The 26,145-nt window shown below is 63.5% G+C and carries 26 protein-coding genes and 1 pseudogene (1 of these 27 cut by a window edge); 16 read left to right on the top strand and 11 right to left on the bottom strand.

Going from position 1 to position 26,145, the window contains the following annotated elements:
• Nucleotides 1-3, bottom strand: partial view of a TRAP transporter substrate-binding protein gene (locus FXB41_RS05790; RefSeq protein ID WP_219680430.1) — the beginning only. Its footprint begins 1,086 nt before the window's first position; only the first 3 of its 1,089 coding nucleotides appear in the window; the start codon lies at nucleotides 1-3; its stop codon lies beyond the left edge, outside the window.
• Between the two features lie 303 nt (nucleotides 4-306).
• Between FXB41_RS05790 and FXB41_RS05785 the strand changes: the two genes are divergently transcribed.
• Nucleotides 307-1,392 carry an NAD-dependent epimerase/dehydratase family protein gene (locus tag FXB41_RS05785; protein WP_007597273.1) on the top strand — a complete coding sequence of 362 codons (1,086 nt, stop codon included), beginning with the start codon at nucleotides 307-309 and terminating at the stop codon, nucleotides 1,390-1,392.
• A gap of 730 nt (nucleotides 1,393-2,122) precedes the next feature.
• Nucleotides 2,123-2,907: pseudogene (gene hisN / locus FXB41_RS05780) on the top strand (histidinol-phosphatase).
• A gap of 130 nt (nucleotides 2,908-3,037) precedes the next feature.
• Here hisN and FXB41_RS05775 read toward each other — a convergent pair.
• Nucleotides 3,038-3,688 carry an HAD family hydrolase gene (locus FXB41_RS05775; protein ID WP_245285948.1) on the bottom strand — a complete coding sequence of 217 codons (651 nt, stop codon included), beginning with the start codon at nucleotides 3,686-3,688 and terminating at the stop codon, nucleotides 3,038-3,040.
• A gap of 199 nt (nucleotides 3,689-3,887) precedes the next feature.
• Here FXB41_RS05775 and FXB41_RS05770 point away from each other — a divergent pair, with 199 nt between their 5' ends.
• Entirely contained in the window at nucleotides 3,888-4,334 is a 447-nt protein-coding gene (locus FXB41_RS05770) for a GNAT family N-acetyltransferase (protein ID WP_219680427.1), read from the top strand.
• Between the two features lie 122 nt (nucleotides 4,335-4,456).
• Nucleotides 4,457-4,990, top strand: a complete 534-nt coding sequence (locus FXB41_RS05765; RefSeq protein WP_007597268.1) for a 2'-5' RNA ligase family protein — start codon at nucleotides 4,457-4,459, stop codon at nucleotides 4,988-4,990.
• A gap of 100 nt (nucleotides 4,991-5,090) precedes the next feature.
• On the opposite strand, the gene FXB41_RS05760 is transcribed toward FXB41_RS05765, so the two are convergent.
• The 5 genes from FXB41_RS05760 to FXB41_RS05740 all read right to left on the bottom strand — a co-directional run bounded on the left by FXB41_RS05760 (nucleotide 5,091) and on the right by FXB41_RS05740 (nucleotide 10,000).
• Entirely contained in the window at nucleotides 5,091-6,419 is a 1,329-nt protein-coding gene (locus tag FXB41_RS05760) for an NAD(P)H-dependent oxidoreductase (RefSeq protein WP_219680424.1), read from the bottom strand.
• Nucleotides 6,420-6,556: 137 nt separating this feature from the next.
• Nucleotides 6,557-7,357, bottom strand: a complete 801-nt coding sequence (locus FXB41_RS05755) for a phytanoyl-CoA dioxygenase family protein (protein ID WP_027514113.1) — start codon at nucleotides 7,355-7,357, stop codon at nucleotides 6,557-6,559.
• Nucleotides 7,358-7,494: 137 nt separating this feature from the next.
• Nucleotides 7,495-8,169: a GntR family transcriptional regulator gene (locus tag FXB41_RS05750; protein ID WP_007597265.1), complete on the bottom strand. Its 675-nt coding sequence runs from the start codon at nucleotides 8,167-8,169 to the stop codon at nucleotides 7,495-7,497.
• A gap of 197 nt (nucleotides 8,170-8,366) precedes the next feature.
• Entirely contained in the window at nucleotides 8,367-9,179 is an 813-nt protein-coding gene (locus FXB41_RS05745) for an alpha/beta fold hydrolase (RefSeq protein WP_219680418.1), read from the bottom strand.
• 2 nt (nucleotides 9,180-9,181) lie between these two features.
• On the bottom strand, nucleotides 9,182-10,000 hold the full coding sequence (locus FXB41_RS05740) for an alpha/beta fold hydrolase (protein ID WP_219680416.1): 819 nt from the start codon (nucleotides 9,998-10,000) through the stop codon (nucleotides 9,182-9,184).
• Between the two features lie 139 nt (nucleotides 10,001-10,139).
• On the opposite strand from FXB41_RS05740, the gene FXB41_RS05735 reads away from it, so the two are divergent.
• On the top strand, nucleotides 10,140-10,682 hold the full coding sequence (locus tag FXB41_RS05735; RefSeq protein WP_219680412.1) for a methylated-DNA--[protein]-cysteine S-methyltransferase: 543 nt from the start codon (nucleotides 10,140-10,142) through the stop codon (nucleotides 10,680-10,682).
• Nucleotides 10,683-10,699: 17 nt separating this feature from the next.
• Here FXB41_RS05735 and FXB41_RS05730 read toward each other — a convergent pair whose 3' ends face one another.
• Entirely contained in the window at nucleotides 10,700-12,244 is a 1,545-nt protein-coding gene (locus FXB41_RS05730) for an acyl-CoA synthetase (RefSeq protein WP_219680409.1), read from the bottom strand.
• 48 nt (nucleotides 12,245-12,292) lie between these two features.
• Nucleotides 12,293-13,465, bottom strand: a complete 1,173-nt coding sequence (locus tag FXB41_RS05725; RefSeq protein WP_219680406.1) for an acetyl-CoA C-acetyltransferase — start codon at nucleotides 13,463-13,465, stop codon at nucleotides 12,293-12,295.
• Between the two features lie 208 nt (nucleotides 13,466-13,673).
• Here FXB41_RS05725 and FXB41_RS05720 point away from each other — a divergent pair, with 208 nt between their 5' ends.
• The 8 genes from FXB41_RS05720 to FXB41_RS05685 all read left to right on the top strand — a co-directional run bounded on the left by FXB41_RS05720 (nucleotide 13,674) and on the right by FXB41_RS05685 (nucleotide 22,773).
• A complete protein-coding gene (locus FXB41_RS05720; protein ID WP_246648641.1) occupies nucleotides 13,674-14,276 on the top strand; it encodes a TetR family transcriptional regulator in 603 nt (200 codons plus the stop codon).
• Nucleotides 14,277-14,342: 66 nt separating this feature from the next.
• Nucleotides 14,343-15,101, top strand: coding sequence for an SDR family NAD(P)-dependent oxidoreductase (locus FXB41_RS05715; RefSeq protein ID WP_007615252.1), 759 nt, complete (start codon nucleotides 14,343-14,345; stop codon nucleotides 15,099-15,101).
• 187 nt (nucleotides 15,102-15,288) lie between these two features.
• Nucleotides 15,289-16,095 carry an enoyl-CoA hydratase/isomerase family protein gene (locus tag FXB41_RS05710; protein ID WP_219680401.1) on the top strand — a complete coding sequence of 269 codons (807 nt, stop codon included), beginning with the start codon at nucleotides 15,289-15,291 and terminating at the stop codon, nucleotides 16,093-16,095.
• Nucleotides 16,096-16,138: 43 nt separating this feature from the next.
• Nucleotides 16,139-18,010: an AMP-binding protein gene (locus FXB41_RS05705; RefSeq protein ID WP_219680399.1), complete on the top strand. Its 1,872-nt coding sequence runs from the start codon at nucleotides 16,139-16,141 to the stop codon at nucleotides 18,008-18,010.
• Nucleotides 18,011-18,037: 27 nt separating this feature from the next.
• Entirely contained in the window at nucleotides 18,038-19,165 is a 1,128-nt protein-coding gene (locus tag FXB41_RS05700; protein ID WP_007597244.1) for an acyl-CoA dehydrogenase family protein, read from the top strand.
• A 140-nt stretch (nucleotides 19,166-19,305) separates the two neighbouring features.
• Nucleotides 19,306-20,553 (top strand): acyl-CoA dehydrogenase, encoded by a 1,248-nt coding sequence (locus FXB41_RS05695; RefSeq protein ID WP_219680396.1) that lies wholly within the window; start codon nucleotides 19,306-19,308, stop codon nucleotides 20,551-20,553.
• 137 nt (nucleotides 20,554-20,690) lie between these two features.
• Nucleotides 20,691-21,935: an acyl-CoA dehydrogenase gene (locus FXB41_RS05690; RefSeq protein ID WP_219680393.1), complete on the top strand. Its 1,245-nt coding sequence runs from the start codon at nucleotides 20,691-20,693 to the stop codon at nucleotides 21,933-21,935.
• A 139-nt stretch (nucleotides 21,936-22,074) separates the two neighbouring features.
• Nucleotides 22,075-22,773, top strand: a complete 699-nt coding sequence (locus tag FXB41_RS05685) for a nitroreductase (protein ID WP_219680390.1) — start codon at nucleotides 22,075-22,077, stop codon at nucleotides 22,771-22,773.
• Nucleotides 22,774-22,904: 131 nt separating this feature from the next.
• On the opposite strand, the gene FXB41_RS05680 is transcribed toward FXB41_RS05685, so the two are convergent.
• Both FXB41_RS05680 and FXB41_RS05675 read right to left on the bottom strand, forming a co-directional pair.
• Nucleotides 22,905-23,453 (bottom strand): sigma-70 family RNA polymerase sigma factor, encoded by a 549-nt coding sequence (locus FXB41_RS05680; protein WP_007597240.1) that lies wholly within the window; start codon nucleotides 23,451-23,453, stop codon nucleotides 22,905-22,907.
• On the bottom strand, nucleotides 23,453-23,686 hold the full coding sequence (locus tag FXB41_RS05675) for a NepR family anti-sigma factor (RefSeq protein ID WP_007597239.1): 234 nt from the start codon (nucleotides 23,684-23,686) through the stop codon (nucleotides 23,453-23,455). Before FXB41_RS05675 ends, FXB41_RS05680 begins: the two co-directional genes overlap by 1 nt.
• A 221-nt stretch (nucleotides 23,687-23,907) precedes the next feature.
• On the opposite strand from FXB41_RS05675, the gene FXB41_RS05670 reads away from it, so the two are divergent.
• The 3 genes from FXB41_RS05670 (at nucleotide 23,908) to FXB41_RS05660 (ending at nucleotide 26,142) form a co-directional block, all read left to right on the top strand.
• The gene (locus FXB41_RS05670; RefSeq protein ID WP_007597237.1) at nucleotides 23,908-24,714 is read left to right on the top strand and encodes a response regulator; all 807 of its coding nucleotides are present in this window, start codon (nucleotides 23,908-23,910) and stop codon (nucleotides 24,712-24,714) included.
• 163 nt (nucleotides 24,715-24,877) lie between these two features.
• Entirely contained in the window at nucleotides 24,878-25,477 is a 600-nt protein-coding gene (locus FXB41_RS05665; protein ID WP_219680387.1) for a nuclear transport factor 2 family protein, read from the top strand.
• 251 nt (nucleotides 25,478-25,728) lie between these two features.
• Entirely contained in the window at nucleotides 25,729-26,142 is a 414-nt protein-coding gene (locus FXB41_RS05660; protein WP_007597234.1) for a hypothetical protein, read from the top strand.
• Nucleotides 26,143-26,145 lie beyond the last annotated feature (3 nt).

Genomic DNA, 26,145 nt, shown 5'->3' with positions numbered 1-26,145 from the left:
CATGCGCTTCCCTCCGCTAAGTCGATGCTTCGACCAGGGAACGATCTTGGTGTCGTCTTGTCTTCGTCGACGCTCGACGTTTTCTGTTGAGACGTTGTGGCGTTTCCGAACGGCCCTTGCGGGCACTCGTAGATGGAATTCCGATCGTTGCGGTTCCGCGAGCGAGGATGACCGGGCGCTTCGCCGGAATCAAGTCTGATGTCTCAAGCCTCATGGGCGCCTCGCAGGTGCGAACGCCAGCCTGACGCAAGTCGGGCTGGCACGCGATCTGCTATTCCATCGCGCAAAAACCAGGGAGGCTCGCGCATGACGGGCAAGACGATCGTGGTCGCCGGAGCGAGCGGTCTCGTCGGCAATGCCGCGTTGCGACACTTCGGCATCTCGAGCGGGTGCGATGTCATTGCCCTGTCCCGGCGGAGGCCGCGCGACCGCTACGGCGCCCGTCATGTCCCGATCGACCTGACCAGCGCAGCGGATTGCGGCCGCGCCGCCTCGGAACTGAGCGGCGCGACGCATCTGATCTACGCTGCGCTCTACGAGGCGCCGCAGCTCGTCGACGGCTGGCGCGACCCGCAGCAGATCAAGACCAACGATTTGATGCTGCGCAATCTGATGGGTGCGCTCGAGCCGGTCTCACCCGGCCTCAAGCATGTCGCCCTGTTGCAGGGCACCAAGGCCTATGGCGTCCACGTTCGCCCCCTGACCGTGCCGGCTCGCGAAGGCCGTTCCGAAATGTACGAGCAGCCCAATTTCTACTGGGCGCAGGAAAACTTCTTGCGCGAACTGCAAGCCGGCAAGGCTTGGCATTGGAGCATCCTGCGGCCGGTGCTGATCGTCGGCCTCGCCATGGGCGGCGCCATGGACCTGATCCCGCCGCTCGGCGTCTATGCCGCGATGCTGCGCGAGCAGGGCAGGCCGCTGGATTACCCCGGCGGCGCCGCGCGGGTGGCGCAGGCTGTCGATGTCGACCTCCTCGCCCGCGCCATCGCCTGGTCGGGCGAGGCCGAGGCCGCGCGCAACGAAGCCTTCAACGTGACCAATGGCGACGTCTTTACCTGGGAGAACATCTGGCCTGCGGTCGCCGATGCGCTGGAGATGAAGCCGGGCAAGCCGGTCCCGCTGTCGCTCACCAGGGAGTCTCCATCCTGGGTCGCCCCCTGGGATGCGCTGCGGCGCAAGCACGACCTTGCATCGCCAGCGCTAGTGGAATTCGTCGGCCTCTCATTCCAATACGCCGATTACAGCCTGCGCTACGGCCACACTGAATCCGGTCCGCCCTCGATCGTCTCGACCGTGAAGATCAACCGCGCCGGCTTCACCGAGATGATGGATACCGAGGACATGTTCCGGAAGTGGTTCAGGCAGGCGAAGCAAGAGCGACTGCTTCCCTGACGCACAACCAAAGCCGATATTCCGGGACGGTTGCGCAGGTCAGATTGTGACCCGGAGCGGTCCCCCGGCCGAGCCGGTTCGAACGGCTTCAAGTCTGGCTTTTGGTGGATTGTTTTGTCGTTCGCGATCCGGCCGTTCTTCTGTTTGCGTCGATCAACTGCGCCGGAAATTTAGAAGTCGCCGTTTGACCGGTGCAGACAGGCACGCTGCGTGCTTCATATGAGGGAATTTATGGACGCTGGTGGCTGAGAAAAGGATTGCGGCGTGCCGTACTGGGTCAAACGAATTCTCCTGAAATCGGGAGACCTTGTGACCGAGAAGGAGTTTGGTCGCGATGAGAACTATTTTCAGGGGCCCGCGCCCATCGTGGGCGATGTGATAAACGTTCGCTGCCACGGTAGGAATTTCGACGCTAAAGTCGTTTGGGGGAATTGGCCCGGGAGAAATCATGCAGCGGAGACAGTTGTGCCGCTCCGGGTCGAAGAGATTTAGCGTGGCTGCTGTTGGCCGCATAGCGGGCGTATCCGCCCAAAGTGCAATAGCGGCTTTTGACCCGTTTGAGACATCGCAGCCCATCTTAACGGTGCCATTTTCGTTTGGTCTCACCCTGGTCTAGCGGGTCCCGGCGCCGACCTTCAAGATCACCACCGTCCTGTTTTATACGTGTTTATAGGGTGTAGTTCGACGCCATCCGGATACGATGGCGCTGAGCGTGCAATGGAGATATTTGATGCCGAAACTGCCGGGCGCCGATTTCCTTCATCGATTGGCAGATATCGCCGATCGCGAAACCTTGCCGCGCTTCCGAACCGACCTTGCCGCCGATTCCAAAACTGGGGAGGCTTACTTTGACCCGGTGACCGAGGCTGACCGGGAAGCCGAGATTGCGATTCGAGCAGTGATCGAAACCGAATATCCCGACCATGCCATTCTGGGCGAAGAATTCGGTCTAACCGGAAGTGGCTCTTACCGCTGGGTCTTGGACCCGGTGGATGGGACTCGTCCCTTCATCTGCGGCCTTCCTGTCTGGGGCACGCTGATCGGTCTCACCGTCGATGGCCGAGCCGAACTGGGAATGATGAGCCAGCCCTTCACGAGTGAGCGTTTCTGGGCCACTTCCGATGGGGCCTGGTGCGAACGTGCAGGCAAGCGCCAACGACTGTCCACGCGAGACGTCGGCACCCTGTCGCGGGCTATCCTGCATACGACTTCGCCTGAGCACTATCATGGTGAGCTCAAGCAGGGCTTTGATCGCCTTTCCGCTTCGGTCCGGATGACCCGCTACGGGGGCGAATGCTATGCTACGGCAATGCTCGCTGCTGGCCGTATCGACCTCGCCGTCGAACCTTCGCTGCAGCCCCACGATATCGTCGCGTTGATCCCGATCATCGAAAAGGCGGGGGAGTGGTGACGCGGATCGATGGCGGGCGAGCTGAGGAGGGTGGCCCGGTCTTAGCTTCGGCAACTGCCGGTCTTCATACACAGGCCCTTCACCTCCTCAATAGCGGAGGTTAGCGCGCGGACTTACAGGCTAACGAAGACGGATCTGCTGTCGATTAGAGAAATACTGGTGGCCCTTAGCTGACCCATCGCGGCATGGTTCGAGGCCGGTTTTGACCCATACCGGAGGTAGCCCATTTAGCGATCATCCAACACGATCTTGCAGCAAAGCCGGAAGGTCACTCATTCGATGGAAAAGGTTTCCGCAGATTGCTCCCAGTTGCAGTCCAGTTTCCGGATCGCCGCCGGTAAAACCTAAGACCCGCATCCCTGCGGCCTTTGCTGCCTGAACTCCGGACACCGAGTCCTCAACGACGATGCAGCGTGAAGGGTGAACGCCCATCGTTTGCGCCGCGTGCAGGAACAGGCCTGGATCTGGCTTCCACGAACCCACCTCGTAAGCGCTAAATATGCGCCCCTCGAAGCGGCCCAGCAGTTTCGCCAGTCCCAGTGTGTGCGTGAGCTTCGCCATCGGCCCGTTTGACGCTACACAAATGGGATCGGTAATTTCAGCTAATGCCGCATGGATTCCGTCGATCGGCTTCAGTTCGGCATCAAACGCAAATGCGGTTGCTCGTCTGACGTCGTCAATGAAGGTTTCACGAACGTCTCGACCCAACCGGCGCTCAATTGCTCGTACGCAATCCGTCATCTTTAGCCCTCGGAAAGACCGGATAGCCTCCTCCACACTAATCGCGGCTCCTTCCTCCGATGCTGCTTTGGCCAAGACGGTCACCGCAATGGTCTCGCTATCGACCAAAACGCCGTCCGAATCAAAGATAATTAGCTCTGTCACGCCGAGGTCCAAGTGGGAACAGTCTTGCGATGTCACGGAGTAGAGCGACATTCGATGCTACGCGCAATCGTCGTTTTGCGACAGTCGGCGGCAGAACTCGGCGTCCCGCGCGTCTGCGCCTCAGCGTTCGCCCTTGGCACCCCATCTGGTATTCTTTGCCGCATGAAGCCCCATTCGTATTGATCCAAGGGACTAGCACATGAAAGAAGCCATTATCCGTCGTGCAACAGAACACGATCTCTCGGAAGTTCTGAACCTTTACGGGCACCTCCATCCGCACGAAGCTCAACTGGAGCCAGCTACGGCTGAGCGCGTCTGGTCCAATCTGCTTTCATCGGGGTTTATGACTGTGATCGTGGTGCAAGCAGGTGAAAAGCTTCTATCGTCGTGTACGCTCGCAATTGTGCCCAATCTGTCTCGGAGCGGCCGATCATATGGCGTCATTGAGAATGTAGTCACCCACGCCGACCATCGCAAATCAGGGCTCGGGCGACGGGTTCTCACCTATGCGCTTGAGATTGCATCGCAGGCCGACTGCTATAAGGTCCACTTGGCGACGGGGTCCAAGCGTGAGACGACCCTGCGCTTCTACGAGCGAGCAGGATTCGAACGAGGCGGCAAGACTTACTTCGAAGTGCGGCCGTAGGTGTCATTGGCCCTCCGATGTGCTTGGGGACGTGTCGGGAAAGCAGCGGCCAGATGGATACAGAATTGGGCGAGCACTGAGCGAGTTGCTGTGCGCGCCTAGGCGCTGTTAGTATTGCGCCCATGCCGTTCGCCATTACACTCTGCTTAGACCCCATCAGCGCTGTTCCTATCGAGGCAATGTGGCGCAAGCTTGCGACCAGCGGAATCGATGCCGATCGCTACCAACTTGGGTACGCGCCGCATATTACCCTGGCGATCTACCCGGACGAGACCCCCCTCAAGAGGCTACACACCGCGCTAGAAGATACCTCTCGAAATTGGGAGGCCCTCCCGATGAGCTTGAGCGGATTGGGGGCTTTCCCGGGTAACGGCACCGTTCTATGGGCCGTGCCGATCGTGACGCGCGATTTGCTTGCGCGGCATCAGGCCATACAAACCGCACTTCCCGATCTTAAAGTTGATGCGCATTATCGACCGGGAGCTTGGGTGCCGCACGTGACGTTATCGGCAGCTTTGCCCGACCCGGGGCCGGCTCTCATGGCTCTCCTATCAAGCTGGGAACCAACCACCGGCTTTCTCGATCGCGTGGAATTGGTGCGTTTCCGTCCCGTCGAAGTGCTGTACAGCTCGGTGTGCCGGCAAAGCGATTCGTAACTCAGGATGTCGCTTCTTCCCATAGCTTCCCTGAGTCGATCTTCAGCTTGAGTCCGCAAAGCGTCGGACAGCGGAGTAGGCCGCATCAATGAATCTCGATCTATGAGTGCGCGGCCTGCTCTGCGCTTGCAAACGCCGCCTCCATCGCCCGCCGCGTCCTGATCGTCTCGTTGCCCGCGTCAAATTCGACGTCACTCCAGCGCACGATCTCGCCATGGGCGACGTCGTGCTTCAGCCTCACGCGATGCGCCAGCCCGATCGGCAGCGCGCCGGCCTTGATGCTCGCGGCTGCCGGCACGAGCTTGCCCCACACCGTGTAGCCGCCTTCGCCGTCCAGCATCTCGCCGGCGCGCAGATTGCGCTTTGCCACGGCGGCGACATCGCCGCGGAAGCCGTGGGGCCGCCCGGTCGGCTCGCCCCGCAGTGCCGCCGACAGCACCGAGATGTTCAGCTCGAGGCCGATCAGATGATAGGGCTTGTACATCGCCGCGTACCGTCCGCTGCCATCGGTCTTGAGGCCGTATTGCCTGAAGCAGTCGGCGGCGTAGTCGTTCGGCGCCTCCAGCACGACGTAAACGCCCCAGCGCAGATCGCGAAACACCGGCCTTCCGTCGCGCTCGAGCGAGGAGACCACCTCCACGACGCCCGATCGCTCCAGCACGCCGCCCTTGCTGCGCGGCCGCATGATATGCGGGAGGTCGTCGACACCGCAGGGTGGGAACAGCAGACCCTCCGCAGGCACGTCCAGTCCGCAGGCGTTCGCAATCGCGGCCATCTCGATCGCCGATTTGGTGCCGTCGAGGAAGGAGTTGAACATCTGCGGATTCATCCCGGCCGATTGCGCCTCGCCCGCGGTCAACCCGTAATGCTGCCAGACGCTGTCAGGCGTCACGTCGTGATAGGCCGGCAGATATTTTGTCCCTTTGCCGGCGGCTACCACGTGAAAACCGGTGGCGCGGGCCCAATCCACCATCTCCGCGGTCAGCGCCGGCTGGTCGCCATAGGCGAGCGAATAGACCACGCCGGCTTTGCGGGCTTCCTCGGCGAGCAGCGGGCCCGCCAGCACGTCGGCCTCGACATTGACCATCACGATATGCTTGCCCGCCGCGATCGCGGCACGCGCATGCTTGATGCCGGCGGCCGGATTGCCGGTCGCCTCCACCACCGCGTCCATCGCGCCGCCCGCAATCGCGCGCGCGCCGTCATCGGTGAAGACGGTGGCGGCGATGCGGGCCTCGTCCCACCCGACCGTGCGGCAGGCCTCGCGCGCACGATCCCGGTCGATGTCGACAATGATGGGAACCACGAGCCCCGGCGTGTGCGGCACCTGCGCCAGAAACATCGAGCCGAATTTGCCGGCGCCGATCAGCGCCACACGGACGGGCTTGCCGGCGGAAGCGCGAGCCTGGAGGAGGCGGAAGAGGTTCATGGGGCTTGTCCTAAGCGCAACGATTGAAGCTCGTCATTCCGGGGCGCGCGAAGCGCGAGCCCGGAATCCATCCATCCGCGACTTCTGCGGCCTGATGGATTCCGGGCTCGACGCTACGCGCCGCCCCGGAATGACGCTTACTCCGCCGCCTGTCGCGGCGCACGGGCGAGCCGCACCAGCGCGTCGTCGTCCACCGTCTTAATCGGTGCGAAGTCGCGATGCGCGATGTACTCCGGCCGCGTCGGTGTGCGGATGTAGTTCGAAACCGCGTTCAGCGTCAGGTACACGATCTTGCGCGGGTAGGGCGTGATGTTGCCGGCCGAGCCATGCACGAGATTGCCGTGGAACATCAGCATGCCGCCGGGCTTTCCCGTCGGCGCCACGATGCCGCCCTGCTTGACCAGCCGCGTCACGGTCTCCTCGTCCAGCGTCCACAGCGGATACGAAGTCGTCGCGAGGTCGTGCGAGGCCTTGAGGTCGCCGGCGTTCTGGCTCTGCGGCACCAGCATCAGCGGGCCGTTGATCGGCATCACCTCGTCGAGGAAGATCGCGATGTTCATCGCGCGCGGCTCCGGCATGCCGTCGTCGCGCTTCCAGGTGCCGTAATCCTGGTGCCATTGCCAGACGTCGCCGGTGAAGGCGGATTTTGCGTTGATCTTGAACTGGTGCATGTAGACCTGCTCGCCGAACAATTGCTCGACCGGGTCGATCATGCGCGGATGCGCACCCAGAATGCCGAACGCCTCGTTGTAGAGATGCGCGGCAAAGGCGGTGCGCGGCGCGCCGCTCTTCTCGCGCCAGACTTCCGGCCGGTTCGCGTCATAGATGGCAACCGCCTCGCGCGCGAGGAGATCGACCTCCTCCGGGCTGAACAATTCCGGCAGGAACAGCCAGCCCTCGCGGTGGAAGAACTCCAATTGCTCCTGGGACAGTTTCATGGCGCGTCCTCCTTTGGTTTGTTTCTTGTCATTCCGGAGCGCGACGAAGTCGCGAACCCGGAATCTCCGCAGCATAGGCCGTCCGATGGATTCCGGGCTCGATGCTGCGCATCGCCCCGGAACGACAGCGTGTGCGGTTACGCCGCCTCTTCCGTCGCCCTCAATCTCTCTTCGGTCATTCGTCCCGCCGTCTGCGCGTGCGCAAGCGCCGCACGCTCGGCCGCCTTCGCGTCGCCCGCGAGAATGTGTCCGGCAATGTCGGCATGCTCGGCCCAGGCGCTGCCGCGATAGTCGAGTTCGGACAGCACCGTCGCCATCGAGCGGCGCATATGCGGCCATTGCGGCGTGATCGTCTCCTCGATCACGGGATTGCCGGCGAGCCGATAGATCGCGCGATGAAACGCGACGTCGAGCGCAATCAGCTCGGCGAGCGCGGTCTTGCCGTCGATCCCGCGTCCGGCGGCGAGCGCCGCCTCCAGCCGCGCGCGTCCCGCCGCATCGCTTGCGGCGCGCTCGCCGGCAAGCCGCGCCGCCAGGGCATCGATGGCTCCGCGCACCTCGTAGAGCTGGCGGATGCGTGCGGGATCGAGCTGGGTGACTTCAAAACCGCGCCGGCCGCTTTCCGCGACGAGCCCCTGCCGGTGCAGCAGGTGTAGCGCATGCGACACCGGCTGGCGCGACACGCCGAGCCTGTCGGCGAGCTCGTTCTGCCGGATGCGCTGGCCGGGCTGCAGCGTGCGGTCGGAGATCGCCTCCAGGATCCGCGCATAGACCTGGTCGATCAAGTTCGGAAGCGGGTCGAGGGGGATCACGCCGGCAGCTCCCAGAACGGCAACAGGGAATACGGAATTCCGTATTCAAACGTACGGCGCGAGGGCGAGGGCGTCAAGCGCGGCCAAGTGGGCGTCCGACCTCGTTTTTTGCGCTTCGCCAAGCCCTTGATATTGCTAGGGTCGGCTACTGTGCATGGGGTTGTTTTCGAGGAAAAAGAAAAAGAGGGGTGAGGCACCTACTCCGCCAGGAACGCTTTCATCGCCGCGCCGAACTCCAGCGGCGCCTGCTCGAACATCCAGTGCCCGGCATTGGGGATCACGGCCGTCTTCGCCCCAGCGATGTGCTCGGCCAGCACGCGCCACATCACCGACAGGCTCCCCGTCGTCGCGCCGCCGCCGATCAGGAGCGTCGGGGTCGTGATCGCTTGCGCATCCGCGAGCGTGTAGGGCCTGCGCTGCTCGTTGATCTGGCCGAGCAAGGTGATCGCGTTGTCGCGCAATTGCTGCTTGGCCGCCGCCGGCACGCGCCGCCACGAGCCGTCGCCTTCGATGCCTTCATAGAAGTTCTGCAGCGCACCTTCGATGTCGCCGGCACGGATCATCTCGACCGAGCGCGCTGTGCGCGCGGCCAGCGGCGGATGTGTGGGCGTGCCGGCGGGCACCGGCAGGCTTGCATCGAGATCGCCGCCGGGCTCTGCCAGCACCAGCTTGCGCAACAGATCGGGCCGCGACTGCGCCACGCGAAACGCGATGTGGCCGCCGCGCGAATGGCCCATCAAATCGACCGGCGCGGGTTTGACCTGCTCGATGAAAGCGATCACGTCAGCGACGTGCTGGGCCATCTTGTAATCGTCGCCGACGGCGTCCCAATGCTCGGGAAAGAAATGCCGCAGGCTGACCGAGATCACGCGATGCGATTTCGACAGCGGGCCGAGCACTGGATACCAGGTGCGGAAATCGCCGAGCGTGCCGTGCACGCAGACCAGCGGATGGCCCTCGCCGACTTCGAGATAGGCCATGTCGTAACCATTGACGCGAAATGTCTGCATGATCAGCCCGCCAGAAAATCCAGCACCACTTCGGAGTATTTCTGCGGCGCCTGCTCGAACATCGGGTGCGTCGCGTTCGGGATGACCGCTGTCCTGGAATACGGCACATGCGCCGCCAGCGCATGCAGCACTTTCGGCAGCAGGCCCTTGGTCCGCGCGCCCAGGATGAATAGCGTCGGCATCCCGATGGACTCCGCGTCCGCCTTCGAGAACGGCGGGCGGTTGTCGCGGACCTGGCCGATCAGCGTGAAGGCGTTGTCGCGCAGATTCTGCTTCACCAGCGCCGGCAGCCGCGGCCAGGTGCCGGGCCCTTCCAGCGTGTCGACGAAGACGGCAAGGCCGCCGTCGATGTCGCCGGCCGCGATCTTCTCGGCCGAGGCCGTGAACCGCGCCAGCAGTGGCGAGGGGTCGCCGGCATAATCGGGGTCGAGGCTCGCATCGAGCTCCCCGCCGGGCTCGGCCAGCACCAACCGCCGGAGCAGCTCCGGCCGCCGCTGCGCCACGCGGAAGCAGATGTGCCCGCCGCGGGAATGGCCCATCAAATCGATCGGGCCAAGGTCGAGTTCCTCAATGAAGGCGATGACGTCGTCGACATGCTGGGCGATCGAATAGGTGTCGCCGACGCCATCCCATCGCGCCGGGAAGAAATGCCGCAGGCTGACGCAGATCAGCCGGTGCCGCTGGGATAGCGGCCCGAGCACGCAGCCCCAGACACGGAAGTCGTTGAGCGAACCATGCACGCAAACCAGCGGTGGTCGGCCCCGGTCTTCGCCCACGTCGAGATAGGGCATGTCGTATCCGTTGACGTGGAGACTTTGCATTTGCGGGCTCGCGAAAGGGGAGGCGGAACTCCTGTGCAAGATTCCCGGAAACCGGGTGGATCGCAACTATTTCCAAGCTTAGATTTGAGCTCAGTTCACATTGGGGGCATGCAAGGGAACGCAAGCCAGGGACCAAGCCATGACCGACCAGCATTTTGCCCTGTTCGATAGCAAGATCGGCCTTTGCGCCATTGCCTGGGGTCCGCGCGGCATCAACGGCACGCAATTGCCGATGGGTGGTGAGCAGAAGATCCGCACCCGCATCAGCCAGCGGCATGCTGACGCCAGCGAAGCCGAGCCGACTGCCGAAGTGCAGCAGGCGATCGACCGCATCACAAAACTGCTCGCGGGCGAGCCGGATGACCTCACCGACATTCCGCTCGATCTCGACGGCGTGCCCGACTTCAACCGCGGCGTCTACGCCATCGCCCGCACCATTCCGCCAGGCAAGACCGTCACCTATGGCGACATCGCCAGGCAGCTCGGCGGCGTCGAGCTGTCGCGTGACGTCGGCCAGGCGCTCGGCCGCAACCCGTGCCCGATCGTCGTGCCCTGCCATCGCGTGCTGGCGGCCGGCAACAAGCCCGGCGGCTTCTCCGCGAATGGCGGCGTGGTGACGAAGCTGAAGATGCTCGAGATCGAAGGCGCGCTGGTGAACCACACGCCGAGCTTGTTCGATTGAGGCGATGCCGCCGCGGGCTAAATCTTCGCCGCCGCCTTCGGCCAATATTTGTCGCGCAAATGCCGCTTCACCAGCTTGCCGGTCGGCGTCCGCGGCAGCTCGGCTTCGAAATCGATCGAGCGCGGGCATTTGATCGTCGAGAGGCGGCTCTTGCAGTAGGCGATCAAATCGGCCTCGAGCTCGCTGCCGGCGCGCTTGGGATCGTGCGGCTGCACCACTGCCTTGACCTCTTCGCCCATCTCCTCGTTCGGCACACCGAACACGGCGACGTCGGCGACCTCAGGGTGGGTGATGAGTACGTCCTCGGTCTCCTGCGGGTAGATGTTCACGCCGCCCGAGATGATCATGTAGGACTTGCGGTCGGTGAGAAAGAGAAAGCCGTCTTTATCGAGATAACCGACGTCGCCGAGCGTCGACCAGCCTTTTGCGTTGTAGGCCTTCTTCGTCTTCTCGGGATCGTTGTGATAGGTGAAAACCGGCGCATCGGCGAAATAGACCGTGCCGATCTCGCCCGTTGGCTGCTCCTTGTCGTTCTCGTCGAGAATCTTGATCTTGCCGACCACGGCGCGGCCGACGCTGCCGCGGTGCTCCAGCCATTCTTTCGAGTTGCAGACGGTGACGCCGTTGCCTTCGGAGCCCGCGTAATACTCGATCAGGATCGGCCCCCACCATTCGATCATCTTGGCCTTGACCTCGACCGGGCAGGGGGCGGCGGCGTGGATCGCGCCCTTCAGTGTCGAGACGTCGTAGCGGTTGCGGACCTCGTCCGGCAGCTTCAGCATGCGCACGAACATGGTCGGCACGAGCTGCGCGTGGGTCACCTTGTACTTTTCGACCAGCTTCAGGAAATCTTCGGCGTCAAAGTGCTCCATGATGATGGAAGTGCCGCCGAGCAGGATCGCCATCATGTTGAAGCGCAAGGGAGCGGCGTGATAAAGCGGAGCCGGTGAGAGATAAATAGTCTCGGCGTTCATGCCGCACATGCTGGCGCAGAGCACACGCAGAAACGCGTTCGGCTCGTCGATCGGCTTGCCCTCGAACGCCTTCTTGATGCCCTTGGGTCGGCCCGTGGTGCCCGACGAATATAGCATGTCATAGCCGGCGACCTCGTCGGCGATCGGCGTTGTTGGCTGGGCGGCCGCTTCCTTGTCGTAGGAGCGGAAGCCTGACAGTGGCTCGTCCATCATGTAGAAGACCGGCTCGCCGGGCGCACCCTTGATCAGGGCCTTGATTTGGTCGGCGCATTTCGGCGTCGTGATCACGACCTTGGCGCCGCAATCGGCGATGATGTAGTCGATCTCGTCCTGCTTCAAATAGCGGCTGATCGCGGTGTAATAGAGCCCGCTGCGTTGCGCCGCCCAGCAGATCTCCATGAAGGCGAGGCGGTTCTCCATCAGCAGCGCGATGTGGTCGCCGGCCTTCAGCCCGAGCGAGCGGAACAGGTGCGCCCCCTGGTTCGAAAGCTCGTCGAGCTCGCGATAGGTGATCGCCTTGCCGGTCCCGGCCATCTGATAGGCGATCTTGTCGGGTGTGGCGCGGGCGTAGATGGAGGGGTGAGTCATAAGCGCGGTCCTAAGGCATACGGGACGACACTATTGGCGAGTAACGGCTTACAGCCGCTCCACGATCGTCACGTTCGCCATGCCGCCACCTTCGCACATGGTCTGCAGGCCGTAGCGCTTGCCGCGCTGATGCAGGGCATGCACCAGCGTCGTCATCAGCTTGGTGCCGGAGCAGCCGAGCGGATGGCCGAGCGCGATGGCGCCGCCATTGACGTTGAGACGTTCCGGATCGGCGCCGGTGGTCTTCAACCACCCCGTCGGTACCGAAGCAAAGGCCTCGTTGACTTCGAACAGGTCGATATCGTCGATCGTCATGCCGGCCTTTTCCAGCGCGCGCTTGGTGGCGTGCAGCGGAGCATCGAGCATGATCACGGGATCGCCGCCCATCATGGTCATGTGGTGGACGCGCGCCAGCGGCTTCAGGCCAAGCTGCTTCAGGCCACGCTCGTTCACCACCATCACGCCGGAAGCGCCGTCGCAGATCTGGCTGGCGCTGGCCGCGGAAAGCTTGCCGTTCTCGGCGATCAGCTTGACGCCCTTGATGCCGTCGAGCGTGGCGTCGAAGCGGATGCCTTCGTCGATGTGGTGGGTGTCCTTGGAGCCGTCGGCGCGGGTGATCTCGAGCGGCACGATCTCCTTCTTGAAGTGGCCGGCCTGGGTTGCCGCGATCGCGCGCTGATGGCTGTTGTAGGAGTACTCGTCGAGCTCATCCTTGGAGAGGCCGTACTTCTCGGCCATCATCTCGGCGCCGGTGAACTGGCTGAACACGATGTTCGGATAACGCTGCTCGATGCCCGGGCTCTTGTAATTGCCAAAGCCGTTCTTGGCGGGAAGCTGCGACGACAGGCCCATCGGTACGCGCGTCATCGATTCCACGCCGGCGGCGATCACCACGTCCATCGCGCCGGACATCACGGCCTGGGCTGCGAAGTGCAGCGCCTGCTGCGAGGAGCCGCACTGGCGGTCGATCGAGGTGCCCGGCACGCTCTCCGGCAGCTTCGAGGCCATAATCGCGTTGCGCGCGACGTTGTTGGACTGCTCGCCGACCTGCATGACGCAGCCCATGATCACGTCCTCGACCAGCGCAGGATCGACCTTGGTGCGGTCGACCAGCTCGTCCAGCACCTTCGCGGCGAGATCGGCCGGATGCCATCCGGCGAGGCGGCCCCCCTTGCGCCCACCGGCGGTACGCGCAGCGGCGACGATGTAAGCCTCGGCCATGTCGGTTTCTCCCTGGATTATTCTGAATGGTTGGTTGTCGGGGCGGATTTAAGGGGCGACTGGTCGTTTAGTCAATCGATCAATTAACTCTTGTGGAGAGGCGCTGCTTGGGCTTATCTGCGGCGGCTCTCGCGCTAAATCGGGGATCTCCGTGACTACCAGCGTACCGAACAGGCTCCCCAGCGGAAAGAATTCCACGGCAGAGAAATTGCTCGTGGCCGCGAGCGAGCTGATGATCGAACGCTCCTCGATCGAGATTTCGCTGAGCGACATCGCCCAGAAGTCCGGCGCCAACGCGGCGCTGGTCAAATATCACTTCGGCAACAAGGACGGCCTACTGTTGGCGCTGCTCGAGCGCGACGCGGGGACGGAACTGTCCAATCTCGAATATCTGCTGGCGCAGCCGATCACGCCGACCGCGAAGCTGAAGCTGCACATCGGCGGCATCATCCGCGCCTATCACCGGTTTCCCTACATGAACCGGTTGATTCACTATCTGCTGCACGAGAGCGTCGCGGGCTCCGCGGACGAAGTCTCGAAATTCTTCGTCGCGCCGCTGCTGGATTTCCATCGCCGCCTGCTAGCCGAAGGCGTCAGTCAGGGCGAATTCCGCGCCACCGATCCGGTGTTGTTCTACACCAGCCTGATCGGCGCCTGCGATCATTTGTTCTTCGGCCGGCACGCGATGTCACGCGCGACCGGCGTCGGCCCGGTCACCGACGACGTCTGCCGGCAATATATCAAGCACATGGAAACGCTGATCTGCGGCGGCATCCTCACGCAAGGCGAGGAAGCTGCCGCGGCCGGATGATCTGGCCAGAACGCAGAAGTCTAGAGAAGAAACGCCCAAGGAAAAGGTAGAGGAAAGGTATTTGCGATGCAGTTGAAAGACGTAGCCGTTCTTATCACCGGCGGCGGGTCGGGCCTTGGTGCCGCGACCGCCCGCGCCATGGCCGCCAAGGGCGCCAAGATCGGCGTGATCGACCAGAGTAAGGAAAACGCTGAGAAGGTCGCCGCCGAAGTGAAGGGCATCGCGCTCCACGCCGATGTCACCAGCGAGGAGCAGATCAAGGCGGCGATCGCCAAGGCGGAAGCTGCGCACGGCGTCGCGCGCGTGCTGATGAACTGCGCCGGCATCGGCGGATCGCAGCGCATCGTCGGCCGCGACGGCGTCTACCCGCTGGAAAAATTCGCGCGCATCATCAACGTCAATTTGATCGGCACCTTCAACTGCCTGCGTCTGTTCGCCGAGCGCCTCGTCACGATCGAGCCGGTCGGTGAAGAGCGCGGCGTCATCGTCAACACGGCGTCGGTCGCGGCTTACGAAGGCCAGATCGGCCAGATCGCTTATGCGGCGTCGAAGGGCGGTGTCGTTGGCCTTACCCTGCCGGCGGCGCGCGATCTAGCGAGCCAGAAGATCCGCGTCAACACCATCGCGCCCGGCCTGTTCCTGACGCCGCTGCTGATGGGCTTGAACGAAGAGGCCCGCAAGAGCCTCGGTGCCCAGGTGCCGCATCCCGCGCGACTCGGCGACGCCAATGAATACGGCTCGCTCGCCGTGCACATCGTCGAGAACCCGATGCTCAATGGCGAGACAATTCGCCTCGACGGCGCGATCCGCATGGCGCCGCGTTAGGGCTCTTTTTCCTTCTCCCCTTGTGGGAGAAGGTGGCGCGCGTAGCGCGCCGGATGAGGGGTCTCTATCCACGGAGACAGACCCCTCACCCAGGCGAATTCCGAGCTCACAGCGTACATGCCCTCTCCCACAAGGGGAGAGGGCGCAGCAATCGGCACCGCGAATGGCGGCAAGCACGAGGCGCCTCATGTCCCAACCGCTGCTGATCGAGCACAACGACGGCGTCGACACCGTGACGCTCAATCGTCCCGAACACCTCAACGCGCTCGATCCTGCGCTGATCGACGCGCTCAATGTCTACTTCCAGGGCCTTCAGCGCAACCGCGACACGCGCGTCGTGGTGCTGAAGGGCGCCGGCAAGAATTTTTGCGCAGGGCTCGATCTCAAGGCGGCGATGGCGCGTCGTGCCGGCCAGCAGGAGCCGCCCGGTGTCACGGAGTCGCTGGACTCGCAGCGGCGCATCGCCGACATCGTGATGCTGATGCGGCGCTGTCCGCAGCCGATCCTCGCGCTGGTACAGGGCGCGGCGGCCGGCGGCGGCTTTGCGCTGGCGCTCGCCTCCGACATTCGCATCGCGACGAGATCGGCGCGGATGAACTGCGCTTTCATCAAGCTCGGCCTTGGCGGCTGCGACATCGGCACCAGCTATTTCCTACCGCGCCTGGTCGGTGTCTCCGTGGCCTCGGAGCTGATTCTCACAGGGCGCTTCATCGGCGCCGAACGGGCGCTCGCGGTCGGGCTGGTCTCCGAGGTCGTCGAGGAGGACAAGCTCGATGATGCCGCCGAACCCTATGTCGACGCGATGATCACGGCCTCGCCCGTGGGCTTACGCCTGTCCAAGGAATGTCTCAACATGAGCGTCGATGCCGGATCGCTGGAAGCCGTGATCGCGATGGAGGATCGCAACCAGGTCCTGTGCAGCCGCTCCGAGGAGTTTTCGGAAGGCATCAGGGCCTTCCTTGAGAAGCGAAAGCCTGTCTATATCAGGCGCTGACAATGAAGATCCGTAAAGGACGAGAAATTCCGGGAGACGCACAATGAGTGGAAGCGCGGCGGCGGTGATGACGAAGCCCGCCTTTCGCAAGGTCAAGTGGCTTGCGCGCGACATCGATGTCGAGCGCCGCGACGACGGCACGGTGGTGCTGAAGTCGCGCATCCCGCTGCAGACCTACGAGAAGCATATCCCGGCTTCGCTGGCAAAATGGGCGAAGGAAGCGCCCGAGCGGATCTGGCTTGCCCAGCGCGGCGGCCCGAACCGCGAATGGCGTAAGGTGTCCTATGGGGAGGCCAAGCGCACCGTGGATGCGCTGACGCAAGGCCTGCTCAATCTCGCGCTCGACGGCCGCCCGGTCACGATCCTCTCCGGCAATTCGATCGAGCACGCGCTGATGACGCAGGCCGCGATGCAGGCTCGCGTCCCCGCCGCGCCGGTCTCGCCGGCCTACTCCTTAATGAGCCATGATCACGTCAAGCTGAAATATTTGTTCGACCTGATCAAGCCCGGCGTGGTGATGGTGCAGGACGGCCCGACCTTCGAGAAGGCGCTGAAAGCGCTCGATCTCACCGGCGTCACCGTCGTTCACGTCTTGCGACCCTGCGAGGACATCGAGAGCGTCAGCTTTGCCGCGCTCGCGGCGACGGCCGTGACTGCCGATGTCGAAACGTCGATTGCAAAGATCACGCCTGAGACCGTCGGCAAACTGCTGTTCACGTCAGGCTCGACCGGCATGCCCAAGGCCGTCATCAACACGCAAGCGATGATGTGCGCCAATGCGGCGATGATGATGCAGGTGCGGCCGCGCGATCCCGGCGGTCCGATCTCGACCATGCTGGACTGGATGCCCTGGAACCACACGATGGGCGGCAATGCGGCGTTCCACCCGATCCTGGTCGACGGCGGCACACTCTATATCGACGACGGCCGGCCGATGCCGGGCCAGTTCGATGAGACGCTGCGCAATCTGCGCGAGATCTCGCCGACCTATTACGCCAACGTGCCCGCCGGCTATGCCGCGCTCGCCGCGGCCATGGAGAAGGACGAGGCGCTGTGCCGGTCCTTCTTCAAGAACCTCTCGATCATGGCCTATGGCGGCGCACGACTGCCGGATGATCTCTACGACCGCATGCAGGCTTTGGCCGTGAAGACCACTGGCGAGCGCATCGTGTTCTACACCGGCTGGGGCTCGACCGAGACCGCGCCGACCTCGACCGGCACCTATTGGGACACCGAGCGCGTCGGCCTGATCGGCCTGCCGTTCCCCGGCGTCGAGTTGAAGATGGTGCCTTGCGGCTCGAAATACGAGCTGCGTCTGCGCGGCGTCAACGTCACGCCGGGATATTTCGGCCAGCCTGACCTGACGAAGAAAATGTTCGACGAGGAAGGTTTTTATTGCATCGGTGACGCCGGCATCTTCGTCGACGATTCCGATCCGGTGAAGGGAATCATCTTTGCCGGGCGCGTGGTCGAGGATTTCAAGCTGACCACCGGCACCTTCGTCCATGTCGGCTCGCTGCGCACCGATGCGATCGCCGCCGCGACGCCGGTCGTGCATGATGCGCTGGTCGCGGGGCAGGATCGCGCCTTCATCGGCCTGCTGGCCTGGCCGAATCTGCATGCCTGCCGCCAGCTCGTCGGCAATCCCGATCTCAGCTTCGGAGACGCAGTGAAGCATCCCGAGGTGATCGCCTGCTTCAGGCGCGGGCTGGAGGCTCACAACAAGGAGTGCGAAGGCGCCAGCAGCCGTATCATCGCGCGCGCCATGCTGATGGCGGAACCGCCCTCGATCGACGGCAACGAGCTCACCGACAAGGGCTACATCAACCAGCGCGCCGGCCTGGAGCGCCGTGCCGCCCTGGTGGAGCGGCTTTATGCCGACAAGCTCGACCGGGACGTCATCATTCTCAAGTAATCGACATCATCAACACGGATACGCGCCATGAACTTCGATTTCTCCGACGACCAAAAGCAGCTCCGCGATCAGGCGCGCAAATTCCTCACCGAGAAGTGCCCACCCAAAGCTGTGCGCATGGTTCTCGACGGCAAGGCGCCATACGACAAGGAGCTGTGGAAGAGCCTCGCCGAGATGGGTTTTCTCGGTGTCGCCATTCCCGAGGATTTTGGCGGCGCGGGCGCCGGTCATCTCGAACTTTGCGTGATCGCTGAAGAGATGGGCCGGGCGAACGCACCGGTGCCGTTTTCCTCCACCGTCTATCTCGCAGCCGAAGCGCTGCTGATCGCCGGCAGCGACGCGCAGAAGAAGAAATGGTTGCCGGCAATTGCCTCGGGCGAGGCGATCGGAACGCTGGCGCTGTTCGAGGGCAAGGGCAATCCGTCGCCGAAGAACGTCAAGCTGACGGCTGCGAACGGCGTGCTCAACGGTGTCAAGAAGCCGGTCCCCGATGGCGCGATCGCCGACTTCGCGGTGGTCGCGGCACGCACGGGATCGAGCGGGCGCGACGGCGACATCTCCTTATTCATCGTCGATCTCAAGGACGGCGGCGTCGAGGTGAAAAGCCTGACCAACCTCGATCCGACCCGCGGACAGGCCGAGATCACTTTCAGGGATTGCAAGGCAGAGCCGCTAGGCGCGGCCGGCGAAGGCTGGAGCATCTTGACTCAAGTGCTCGATCGCGCCGCGGTGCTCTGCGCGTTCGAGCAGGTGGGCGGCTCCGACCGCGCGCTGGAGATGGGCCGCGACTACGCGCTCGACCGCATCGCCTTCGGCCGACAGATCGGCTCGTTCCAGGCCGTCAAGCACATGCTGGCAGACATGTACGTGTCGGCGACGCTGGCACGTTCCAACAGCTATTACGGCGCTTGGGCGCTCTCGACCAATGCATCCGAATTGCCGGAAGCGGCTGCAGCCGCGCGCATCAGCGCGACGCAGGCGTTCCAGCACTGCGCCAAGAACAACATCCAGGTTCACGGCGGCATGGGTTTCACCTGGGAGTTCGACTGCCACATGTACTACCGCCGTGCCAACGCCATGGCGCTCGGGCTCGGCAGCCTGTCCTATTGGGAAGACCAGTTGATCGACCGTATGCGCAAGAAGAACGCGGCGTGACGTTATCGTCATTCAGGGGCGCCGCAGAGCGGCGAACTATGATGTGCAATTGCACATCCGAGAATCCAGAGATGAGTGAATAACGTCGAGATTCCGGGTTCGCGCTTCGCGCGCCCCGGAATGACAGAGAGAATAGAACCATGAACTTCGACGATACCCCGCAGGAAGCTGAATTTCGCGCCACTGCTCGCGCCTGGATCGCGGCCAATGCACCGAAGCAGTACGAGGAGGAGCTTCGCAAGTCTTCGCTCGGCCGCACGCAATTGAAGAACGCCAACATTCTGGAAGTGGCAAAGGCCTGGCAAAAGAAGAAGGCCGATGCCGGCTGGGCCTGCCTGCACTGGCCGAAGGAGTATGGCGGCCGCGGCTCGTCGCCGATCGAGCGTGTGATCTGGCAGCAGGAAGAGGGGCCGTTCGGCCAGCTATCCCGCATGTTCATCATCGGCCACGGCATGTGCGGGCCGACCATGATGGCGTTCGCGCGCGAGGAGCACAAGCGCGCCTATCTGCCGCCGCTCGCCTCCGGCGAAAAGGTCTGGTGCCAGCTGTTCTCCGAGCCCGCGGGCGGCTCCGACGTTGCGGGCCTGCGCACGCGCGCGGAGAAAGACGGCGACGAGTGGGTCATCAACGGCCAGAAGATCTGGACGTCGGGCGCGCACTATTCCGATTACGGCATTTTGCTCACCCGCACCGATCCGACCGTGCCCAAGCACAAGGGCCTGACCATGTTCTTCCTGGACATGAAGAGCCCCGGCGTCGAGGTGCGGCCGATCAAGCAGGCCAGCGGCGCTTCCGACTTCAACGAGGTCTATTTCACCAATGTTCGCATTCCCGATCATCAGCGCCTCGGCGAGGTCGGTGACGGCTGGAACGTCTCGCTGACCACGCTGATGAACGAGCGCAGCGCGATCGGCGCGGCCGTCTCGACAGGCTTCCCCGAGCTGTTCGAATATTGCTCCAGCCTGATGCTGGACGATGGCCCGGCAATCGAGGACCGCGCGGTGCGCGCGAAGCTGGCGAGCTGGGCGGTGAAGGCGAGCGGGTTGCGCTACACCAGCATGCGCGCGATCTCCGCGCTGTCTAAGGGCGAGCGCCCGGGGCCGGAAAATTCCATCGGCAAGCTGGTCGCGGGCTCGATGATCCAGGATGTCGCGACCTATGCGCTGGATCTGCAAGGCGCCGCCGGTGTGATCAGCGGTCCTGAAGATTCCGAACTCGCCGGCCGTTTCCAGGCGATGCTGCTGCGCGCGCCGGGCACGCGTGTCGAAGGCGGCACCGACGAGATCATGCGCAACATCATCGCCGAGCGGGTGTTGGGCCTGCCCGGCGACATCCGGGTGGACAAGGACGTGCCGTTCAACAAGATCCCGACGAAGGGAAGAGGTTGATGATCCTCATCCTGAGGAGCCGCGGAACGCGGCGTCTCGAAGGATGCAGGCCCGACTGGGGCCTCGTGGTTTGAGACGGCGCTGCGCGCCTCCTCACCATGAGGGACTAAGACAGAGCAAGAACGAAGAGGTCCGCCATGAATTTCGACGACACCCCGCAGGAAGCCGCATTCCGCGAGACCGCGCGCAAATGGGTCGAGGCCAACGCGCCGAAGGAGTTTTTGGCCGAGCTGTCAAAATCCTCGCTCGGCCGTATCCGGCTCGCCAACCACGACATCGTCGATGTCGGCAAGGCCTGGCAGAAGAAGAAGGCCGAAGGCAATTGGGCCTGCCTACATTGGCCCAAGGAATATGGCGGCCGGGGTGCAACGCCGATCGAGCGGGTGATCTGGCAGCAGGAGGAAGGCGTCTATGGCAAGCTGACGCAGCCGTTCCAGATCGGCGAGGGCATGTGCGGCCCAACCGTGATGGCTTTTGGCAGCGAGGACGCCAAGCGGCGCCATTTGCCGAAGCTGGCCGCAGGCGAGGAGATCTGGTGCCAGCTGTTCTCCGAGCCGTCGGCGGGCTCCGACGTCGCGGGCTTGCGCACGCGCGCGGAGAAGAAGGGCGACAATTGGGTCGTCAACGGCCAGAAGATCTGGACCTCCGGCGCGCACTATTCCGACTACGGACTTTTGATCGCGCGCACCGATCCCAATGTGCCCAAGCACAAGGGTCTCACCATGTTCTTCCTGGACATGAAGAGCCCTGGCGTCGAGGTGCGGCCGATCAAGCAGGCCAACGGCATGCAGGAGTTCAACGAGGTCTATTTCACCGACGTCGTCATTCCCGACAGCCAGCGCCTCGGCGCCGTCGGCGAGGGCTGGAGCGTGTCGCTGACCACGTTGATGAACGAGCGGATGTCGATCGGCTCGCGGCTTGCGACCGGCGTGCCCGAGATGTTCGAGTTCTGCTCCAATCTGATGATGGAGGATGGCCTCGCCATCGACGATCCCGCCGTGCGCTCAAAACTTGCGAGCTGGGCCGTGAAGTCGAGCGGGTTGAAATACACCAGCTACCGAGCGATCTCGGCGCTGTCCAAGGGTGAACGGCCGGGGCCGGAGAATTCGATCGGCAAGCTCGTGTCCGGCATGATGCTGCAGGACATCGCGACCTATGCCATGGACCTCCAGGGCGCGGCCGGCGTTCTTACAGGCAGCGACGAGGAAACCGTGCAGGGCCAGTTTCAGCAGATGCTGCTGTCCTCGCCCTCGATGCGTATCGCGGGCGGCACAGACGAGATCTTGCGCAACATCATCGCCGAGCGCGTGCTGGGATTGCCGGGCGACATCCGCGTCGACAAGGACGTGCCGTATAACAAGATTCCGACCAAGGGACGGTGATCTAGCCTCTCGCTGTATCTTGTAGGGTGGGCAAAGCGAAGCGTGCCCACCATATGCAGATGCGCCGAGGTAAGTCTGTCGGTGGGCACGGCGCTATGCGCCTTTGCCCACCTTACGTAGAGAAGGCGCGAGTTGATCCATGGACGCACAAGTAAAGCAAGACGACCGCATCGGCGTGCTCGAAGAGCTGCTCAACGAGCGCTACTCGGTCCGTGCCTTCCTGGCCAAGGAGGTCGATCGCGCGACGATCGAACATTTGCTGACCACCGCGCAGCGCACGGCGTCCTGGTGCAACAGCCAGCCCTGGCAGATCGTCATCGCCAGCGGCGAGGCCAAGGAGCGTTTCCGCAATCTGATTTATAAGGAGGCTTCGGGCGGTCTCGGGGACGACTATGATTTCCCGCCGCCACGCGAATATCTCGGCGCGTACCTCGAACGCCGCCGCGAGAGCGGTTTTCAGCTCTACAACACGCTCGGCATCGTGCGCGGAGACAAGACGGCGTACGCGAAGCAGGCGCTAGAGAACTACAATTTCTTCGGTGCGCCGCATGTGGCCATCATCCACACCGACGAGCCGCTCGGCATCTACGGTGCGATCGATTGCGGCGCCTATGTCTCGAACTTCATGCTGGCCGCGCAGGCGCTCGGGCTCGGTACGATTCCGCAGGCGGCGCTCGCGCGCCACTCCGGCCTGATCCGCCGCCATTTCAATCTGCCTGATGATCGCCGCATCGTTTGCGGCATTTCGTTCGGCTATGCCGACAACGCCCATAAGGTCAACAGCTACCGCACGTCGCGTGCGAGCGTGGCCGAGACCGTGACCTTCGTGGACAAGTAATCAGGCGTGGACCGGTGATCGAGGCGGCGCACGCCCCGCATCACGTTTCAGACGCGATCACGTCAGACATACGAAGACGGCCGCGGAAGCGGCCGCCTTCATCGCGGTCTCAATCCGAATAACGCCCGCCGTCAGCCGCCGCTGCCGCCGATCACGGCGCGAATGGTCTCGTCGGGCCCGAAATCCTCCGCGCCGTCGACATAGAGCAGCGCCGCGAGCTTGGAGCGCGCGCGGTTGACGCGGCTCTTGATCGTGCCCACCGCGCAGCCGCAGATCGAGGCCGCATCCTCATAGGAGAAGCCGGAGGCGCCGACGAGGATCAGCGCTTCACGCTGGTCCTGCGGAAGCTTGTCGAGCGCCGTGCGGAATTCCTCGAACTCGAGATGGGCGTTCTGCGAGGGCTGCGTCTTCAGCGTCTTGGCATAGTTGCCTTCGGCATCCTCGACTTCCCGCCGCCGCTTGCGATAGTCGGAGCGGAACAGGTTGCGCAGGATCGTGAACAGCCACGCCGGCAGATTGGAGCCGGGCTGGAACGAGTCGATGTTGGCGAGCGCGCGCAACAGCGTCTCCTGGACAAGATCGTCGGCGCGATCGGCATTGCCGCTGAGCGAGATGGCGAACGCGCGCAGACTGGGCACGGCCGCCAGGATGTCGTTACGCAGGGAGTCCGTGAGAGGCATCAATCCCTCCCATTGTTGTTGTCGTTGGAGCCGCCACCATTTTCCACTTGGGGTGTCGCTCCCGGCGCATCAAGTTTCTTGATCAGTTCCGCGAACCGGTCCGGAACCCCCTGCCGCACCACGTCGTCGTACATGGCGCGCAGCTGGTGCCCGATCCGGGACTGAATCTCCGGAGTGAGCCCTCCCTTGCCGGGGGTCGTGCTTTTGCTGGCTTGAGACTTGAGATCTTTCATGACCTGTTCCACGTTTCCCCGAGTTAAGTAGCTGTAAAATCGAGAAGTTCTCTCAACCGGGAGCCGTTCCCTGGATAGGCTCAATGCGAGTTGCGAGAAAAAGTTCCGCCCCCATGCGGAACTTTTCTCAGTCTGAGGCGTAATCAGCCCAGCAGGGGAACCCGGGCCCCCCGCCTAACGCCTGCACGTCAAGGTCGGCCCGAAGATGATATGGAGTGGGGATGTCCCGTTCACAGCTCGTTGCTGAACACTTGCCGTTGTTGCGCCGGTATGCACGCGCCCTGACGGGCAGCCAGTCCTCCGGTGACGCCTATGTCGCAGCCATGTTGGAAGCCATGCTGGGGGATCCGTCGGTGCTCGACGAGAGCCACGGGCCGCGCGCCGGCCTCTTCCGGCTGTTCACCCAAATCTGGAATTCCGTTTCCGTCAACGACGATTCGGAAGTGACGAACCTGCCGATGCCCCCGGAGCGACGGCTGTCCAACATCACGCCGTTGCCGCGGCAAGCCTTCCTGCTGCTCTCGCTCGAGGGATTCTCGGAAGAAGAGGTCGGCTACATTCTCGGCACCGACGTCGGCGAGACGCGCCGGCTTGCGGATGCCGCAGGGCGTGAGATGGCCGCCGAGATCGCCACCGACGTGCTGATCATCGAGGATGAGACCTTCATCGCCATGGACCTCGAAAGCCTGGTGAAGAACCTCGGCCACAATGTCGTCGGCGTCGCCCGCACCCACGCCGATGCGGTCGCGCTGGCAAAGAACAAGCGACCCGGCCTGATCCTCGCCGACATCCAGCTCGCCGATGGTTCGTCGGGCCTCGACGCCGTCAACGAGCTGCTCCGCACCTTCGAGGTGCCGGTAGTGTTCATCACGGCATACCCTGAGCGCTTCCTCACCGGCGAGCGTCCCGAGCCGGCGTTCCTGATCTCAAAGCCATTCCAGCCGGCTATGGTGTCGGCGGTGGCGAGCCAGGCGCTGTTCTTCCAGCGCAACTCGCGCAACCGCGCGCCGAAAGTGCCGGCGGCGTAAGGAAGCGCCTGCGCCCGGCATTTGACGAAATCCCGATCCGGCGTGCCGCAAGGTGCGCCGGATTTTCGTTGACCGGGTTGCCACGCTTGACGGCCATCGAATTCGCCGCTCATACCTCGTGCAGCGGCCGCGTTGCAGCCGCGGTGCCATCGGAGACGTGTTCATGGACCAGCAACTCCTCGATCGTCTCGCCATCCGCGACCTCGTCGAGAACTGGGCGGTGTGGCGCGATGCCGGCGACTGGGAGCGCTTTGCCACCGTCTGGCACGAGGAAGGCTGGATGTCCGCCACCTGGTTTCAGGGGCCGGCGCGGGATTTCATGCGGGTCAGCCAGGAAGGGTTCGCCAAGGGCGTGCGCATCCTGCATTTCCTCGGCGGCACCAGTATCGACCTCGAGGGGGCGCGCGCCATCGCGCAGACCAAGATGACCATCTCGCAGCGCGCGCCGGTGCACGACGTGCCCTGCGACGTGGTCTGCACCGGGCGCTTCTACGATTTCCTGGAGAAGCGGCAGGGAAAATGGGGCATCGTCCGCCGCCAGCCGATCTACGAGAAGGACCGGATCGACCCGGTCGATCCCGCCGCGACACTTCAGCTCGACCAGAAAGCCCTTGCCGCGCTCCCGGAAGGCTACCGCCACCTCGCCTACATGCAGGAGCTGATCGGCTACAAGGTCAAGCGCGACATGCCGGGCCTGACCGGGCCTGAGGTCGAGAAGCTCTATGCCGAGGGTCGGGATTGGCTGGCGGGGAAGGCGAACTGAACTCCAGACAAAAGTAAGGCGCGACTGGCATCACCACAGTCGCGCCCTACGTCACCGGCTTATGGGGCAGGGGGGAATAGCCGGCTGTTGAGACGACTCCCGTCCGCGAAAGTCGTTCCAGGCGGTTGCGAAATTTTTTTCGCGGGGACAGTGCCCTTTCGCACACGGTTAAGTGATCTTAACGACTGAGAACTCTGGGTCCTCTCCTCGCGTTGTTCCCGCGATCGCCATGGGGCGAGGGACCGACAGCCATGTCACAGATTCAAAAGGTATTTTTAGGCGCGGTCGCGATCGCCGCGACGCTTGGCGCTGTCCAGGTGGGCGCCGTGCAGCTGGCCTCCGGCCATGATCTGGCCGACCGCTGGCAGGCGGTCGCTGACAAGCCGGGCCATAACGTCAATCGCGCCAGCAAAGCCGACCGGCTGGCCGACATCAAGCAGGCTGAGGTTCCGACCCGCACCGTGTCGATGCGGCTGAACGATCTGGCCGACACGTCGGTGCTGTTGCGGGTCCCCGCAGTGATCGAGGCCGGTAACGCCAAGCCGCCGGTGTTGCTCCCGGACCAGAAGCAGAGCCGCAAAAAGCCGACGATCGCCTGCGAGCCGATGGTCAGCTCCCTGACCGAGGTCGCAAAACTGCTCCAGCCCGGCCGCTGCGTGACCTGACCG

It is taken from the genome of Bradyrhizobium canariense, assembly GCF_019402665.1.
In the GTDB taxonomy this organism is placed as follows: Bacteria; Pseudomonadota; Alphaproteobacteria; order Rhizobiales; family Xanthobacteraceae; genus Bradyrhizobium; species Bradyrhizobium canariense.
The sequence above is the reverse complement of the archived record's forward strand: the minus strand, read 5'-3'. Positions and strand labels throughout refer to the sequence as shown.

Coding starts and splice junctions, on each gene's coding strand:
- FXB41_RS05785 (WP_007597273.1), top strand. CDS start 307: ATGACGGGCAAGACGATCGTGGTCGCCGGAGCGAGCGGTCTCGTCGGC.
- FXB41_RS05770 (WP_219680427.1), top strand. CDS start 3,888: ATGAAAGAAGCCATTATCCGTCGTGCAACAGAACACGATCTCTCGGAA.
- FXB41_RS05765 (WP_007597268.1), top strand. CDS start 4,457: ATGCCGTTCGCCATTACACTCTGCTTAGACCCCATCAGCGCTGTTCCT.
- FXB41_RS05760 (WP_219680424.1), bottom strand. CDS start 6,419: ATGAACCTCTTCCGCCTCCTCCAGGCTCGCGCTTCCGCCGGCAAGCCC.
- FXB41_RS05755 (WP_027514113.1), bottom strand. CDS start 7,357: ATGAAACTGTCCCAGGAGCAATTGGAGTTCTTCCACCGCGAGGGCTGG.
- FXB41_RS05745 (WP_219680418.1), bottom strand. CDS start 9,179: ATGCAGACATTTCGCGTCAATGGTTACGACATGGCCTATCTCGAAGTC.
- FXB41_RS05740 (WP_219680416.1), bottom strand. CDS start 10,000: ATGCAAAGTCTCCACGTCAACGGATACGACATGCCCTATCTCGACGTG.
- FXB41_RS05735 (WP_219680412.1), top strand. CDS start 10,140: ATGACCGACCAGCATTTTGCCCTGTTCGATAGCAAGATCGGCCTTTGC.
- FXB41_RS05730 (WP_219680409.1), bottom strand. CDS start 12,244: ATGACTCACCCCTCCATCTACGCCCGCGCCACACCCGACAAGATCGCC.
- FXB41_RS05725 (WP_219680406.1), bottom strand. CDS start 13,465: ATGGCCGAGGCTTACATCGTCGCCGCTGCGCGTACCGCCGGTGGGCGC.
- FXB41_RS05715 (WP_007615252.1), top strand. CDS start 14,343: ATGCAGTTGAAAGACGTAGCCGTTCTTATCACCGGCGGCGGGTCGGGC.
- FXB41_RS05710 (WP_219680401.1), top strand. CDS start 15,289: ATGTCCCAACCGCTGCTGATCGAGCACAACGACGGCGTCGACACCGTG.
- FXB41_RS05705 (WP_219680399.1), top strand. CDS start 16,139: ATGAGTGGAAGCGCGGCGGCGGTGATGACGAAGCCCGCCTTTCGCAAG.
- FXB41_RS05700 (WP_007597244.1), top strand. CDS start 18,038: ATGAACTTCGATTTCTCCGACGACCAAAAGCAGCTCCGCGATCAGGCG.
- FXB41_RS05695 (WP_219680396.1), top strand. CDS start 19,306: ATGAACTTCGACGATACCCCGCAGGAAGCTGAATTTCGCGCCACTGCT.
- FXB41_RS05690 (WP_219680393.1), top strand. CDS start 20,691: ATGAATTTCGACGACACCCCGCAGGAAGCCGCATTCCGCGAGACCGCG.
- FXB41_RS05685 (WP_219680390.1), top strand. CDS start 22,075: ATGGACGCACAAGTAAAGCAAGACGACCGCATCGGCGTGCTCGAAGAG.
- FXB41_RS05680 (WP_007597240.1), bottom strand. CDS start 23,453: ATGCCTCTCACGGACTCCCTGCGTAACGACATCCTGGCGGCCGTGCCC.
- FXB41_RS05675 (WP_007597239.1), bottom strand. CDS start 23,686: ATGAAAGATCTCAAGTCTCAAGCCAGCAAAAGCACGACCCCCGGCAAG.
- FXB41_RS05670 (WP_007597237.1), top strand. CDS start 23,908: ATGTCCCGTTCACAGCTCGTTGCTGAACACTTGCCGTTGTTGCGCCGG.
- FXB41_RS05665 (WP_219680387.1), top strand. CDS start 24,878: ATGGACCAGCAACTCCTCGATCGTCTCGCCATCCGCGACCTCGTCGAG.
- FXB41_RS05660 (WP_007597234.1), top strand. CDS start 25,729: ATGTCACAGATTCAAAAGGTATTTTTAGGCGCGGTCGCGATCGCCGCG.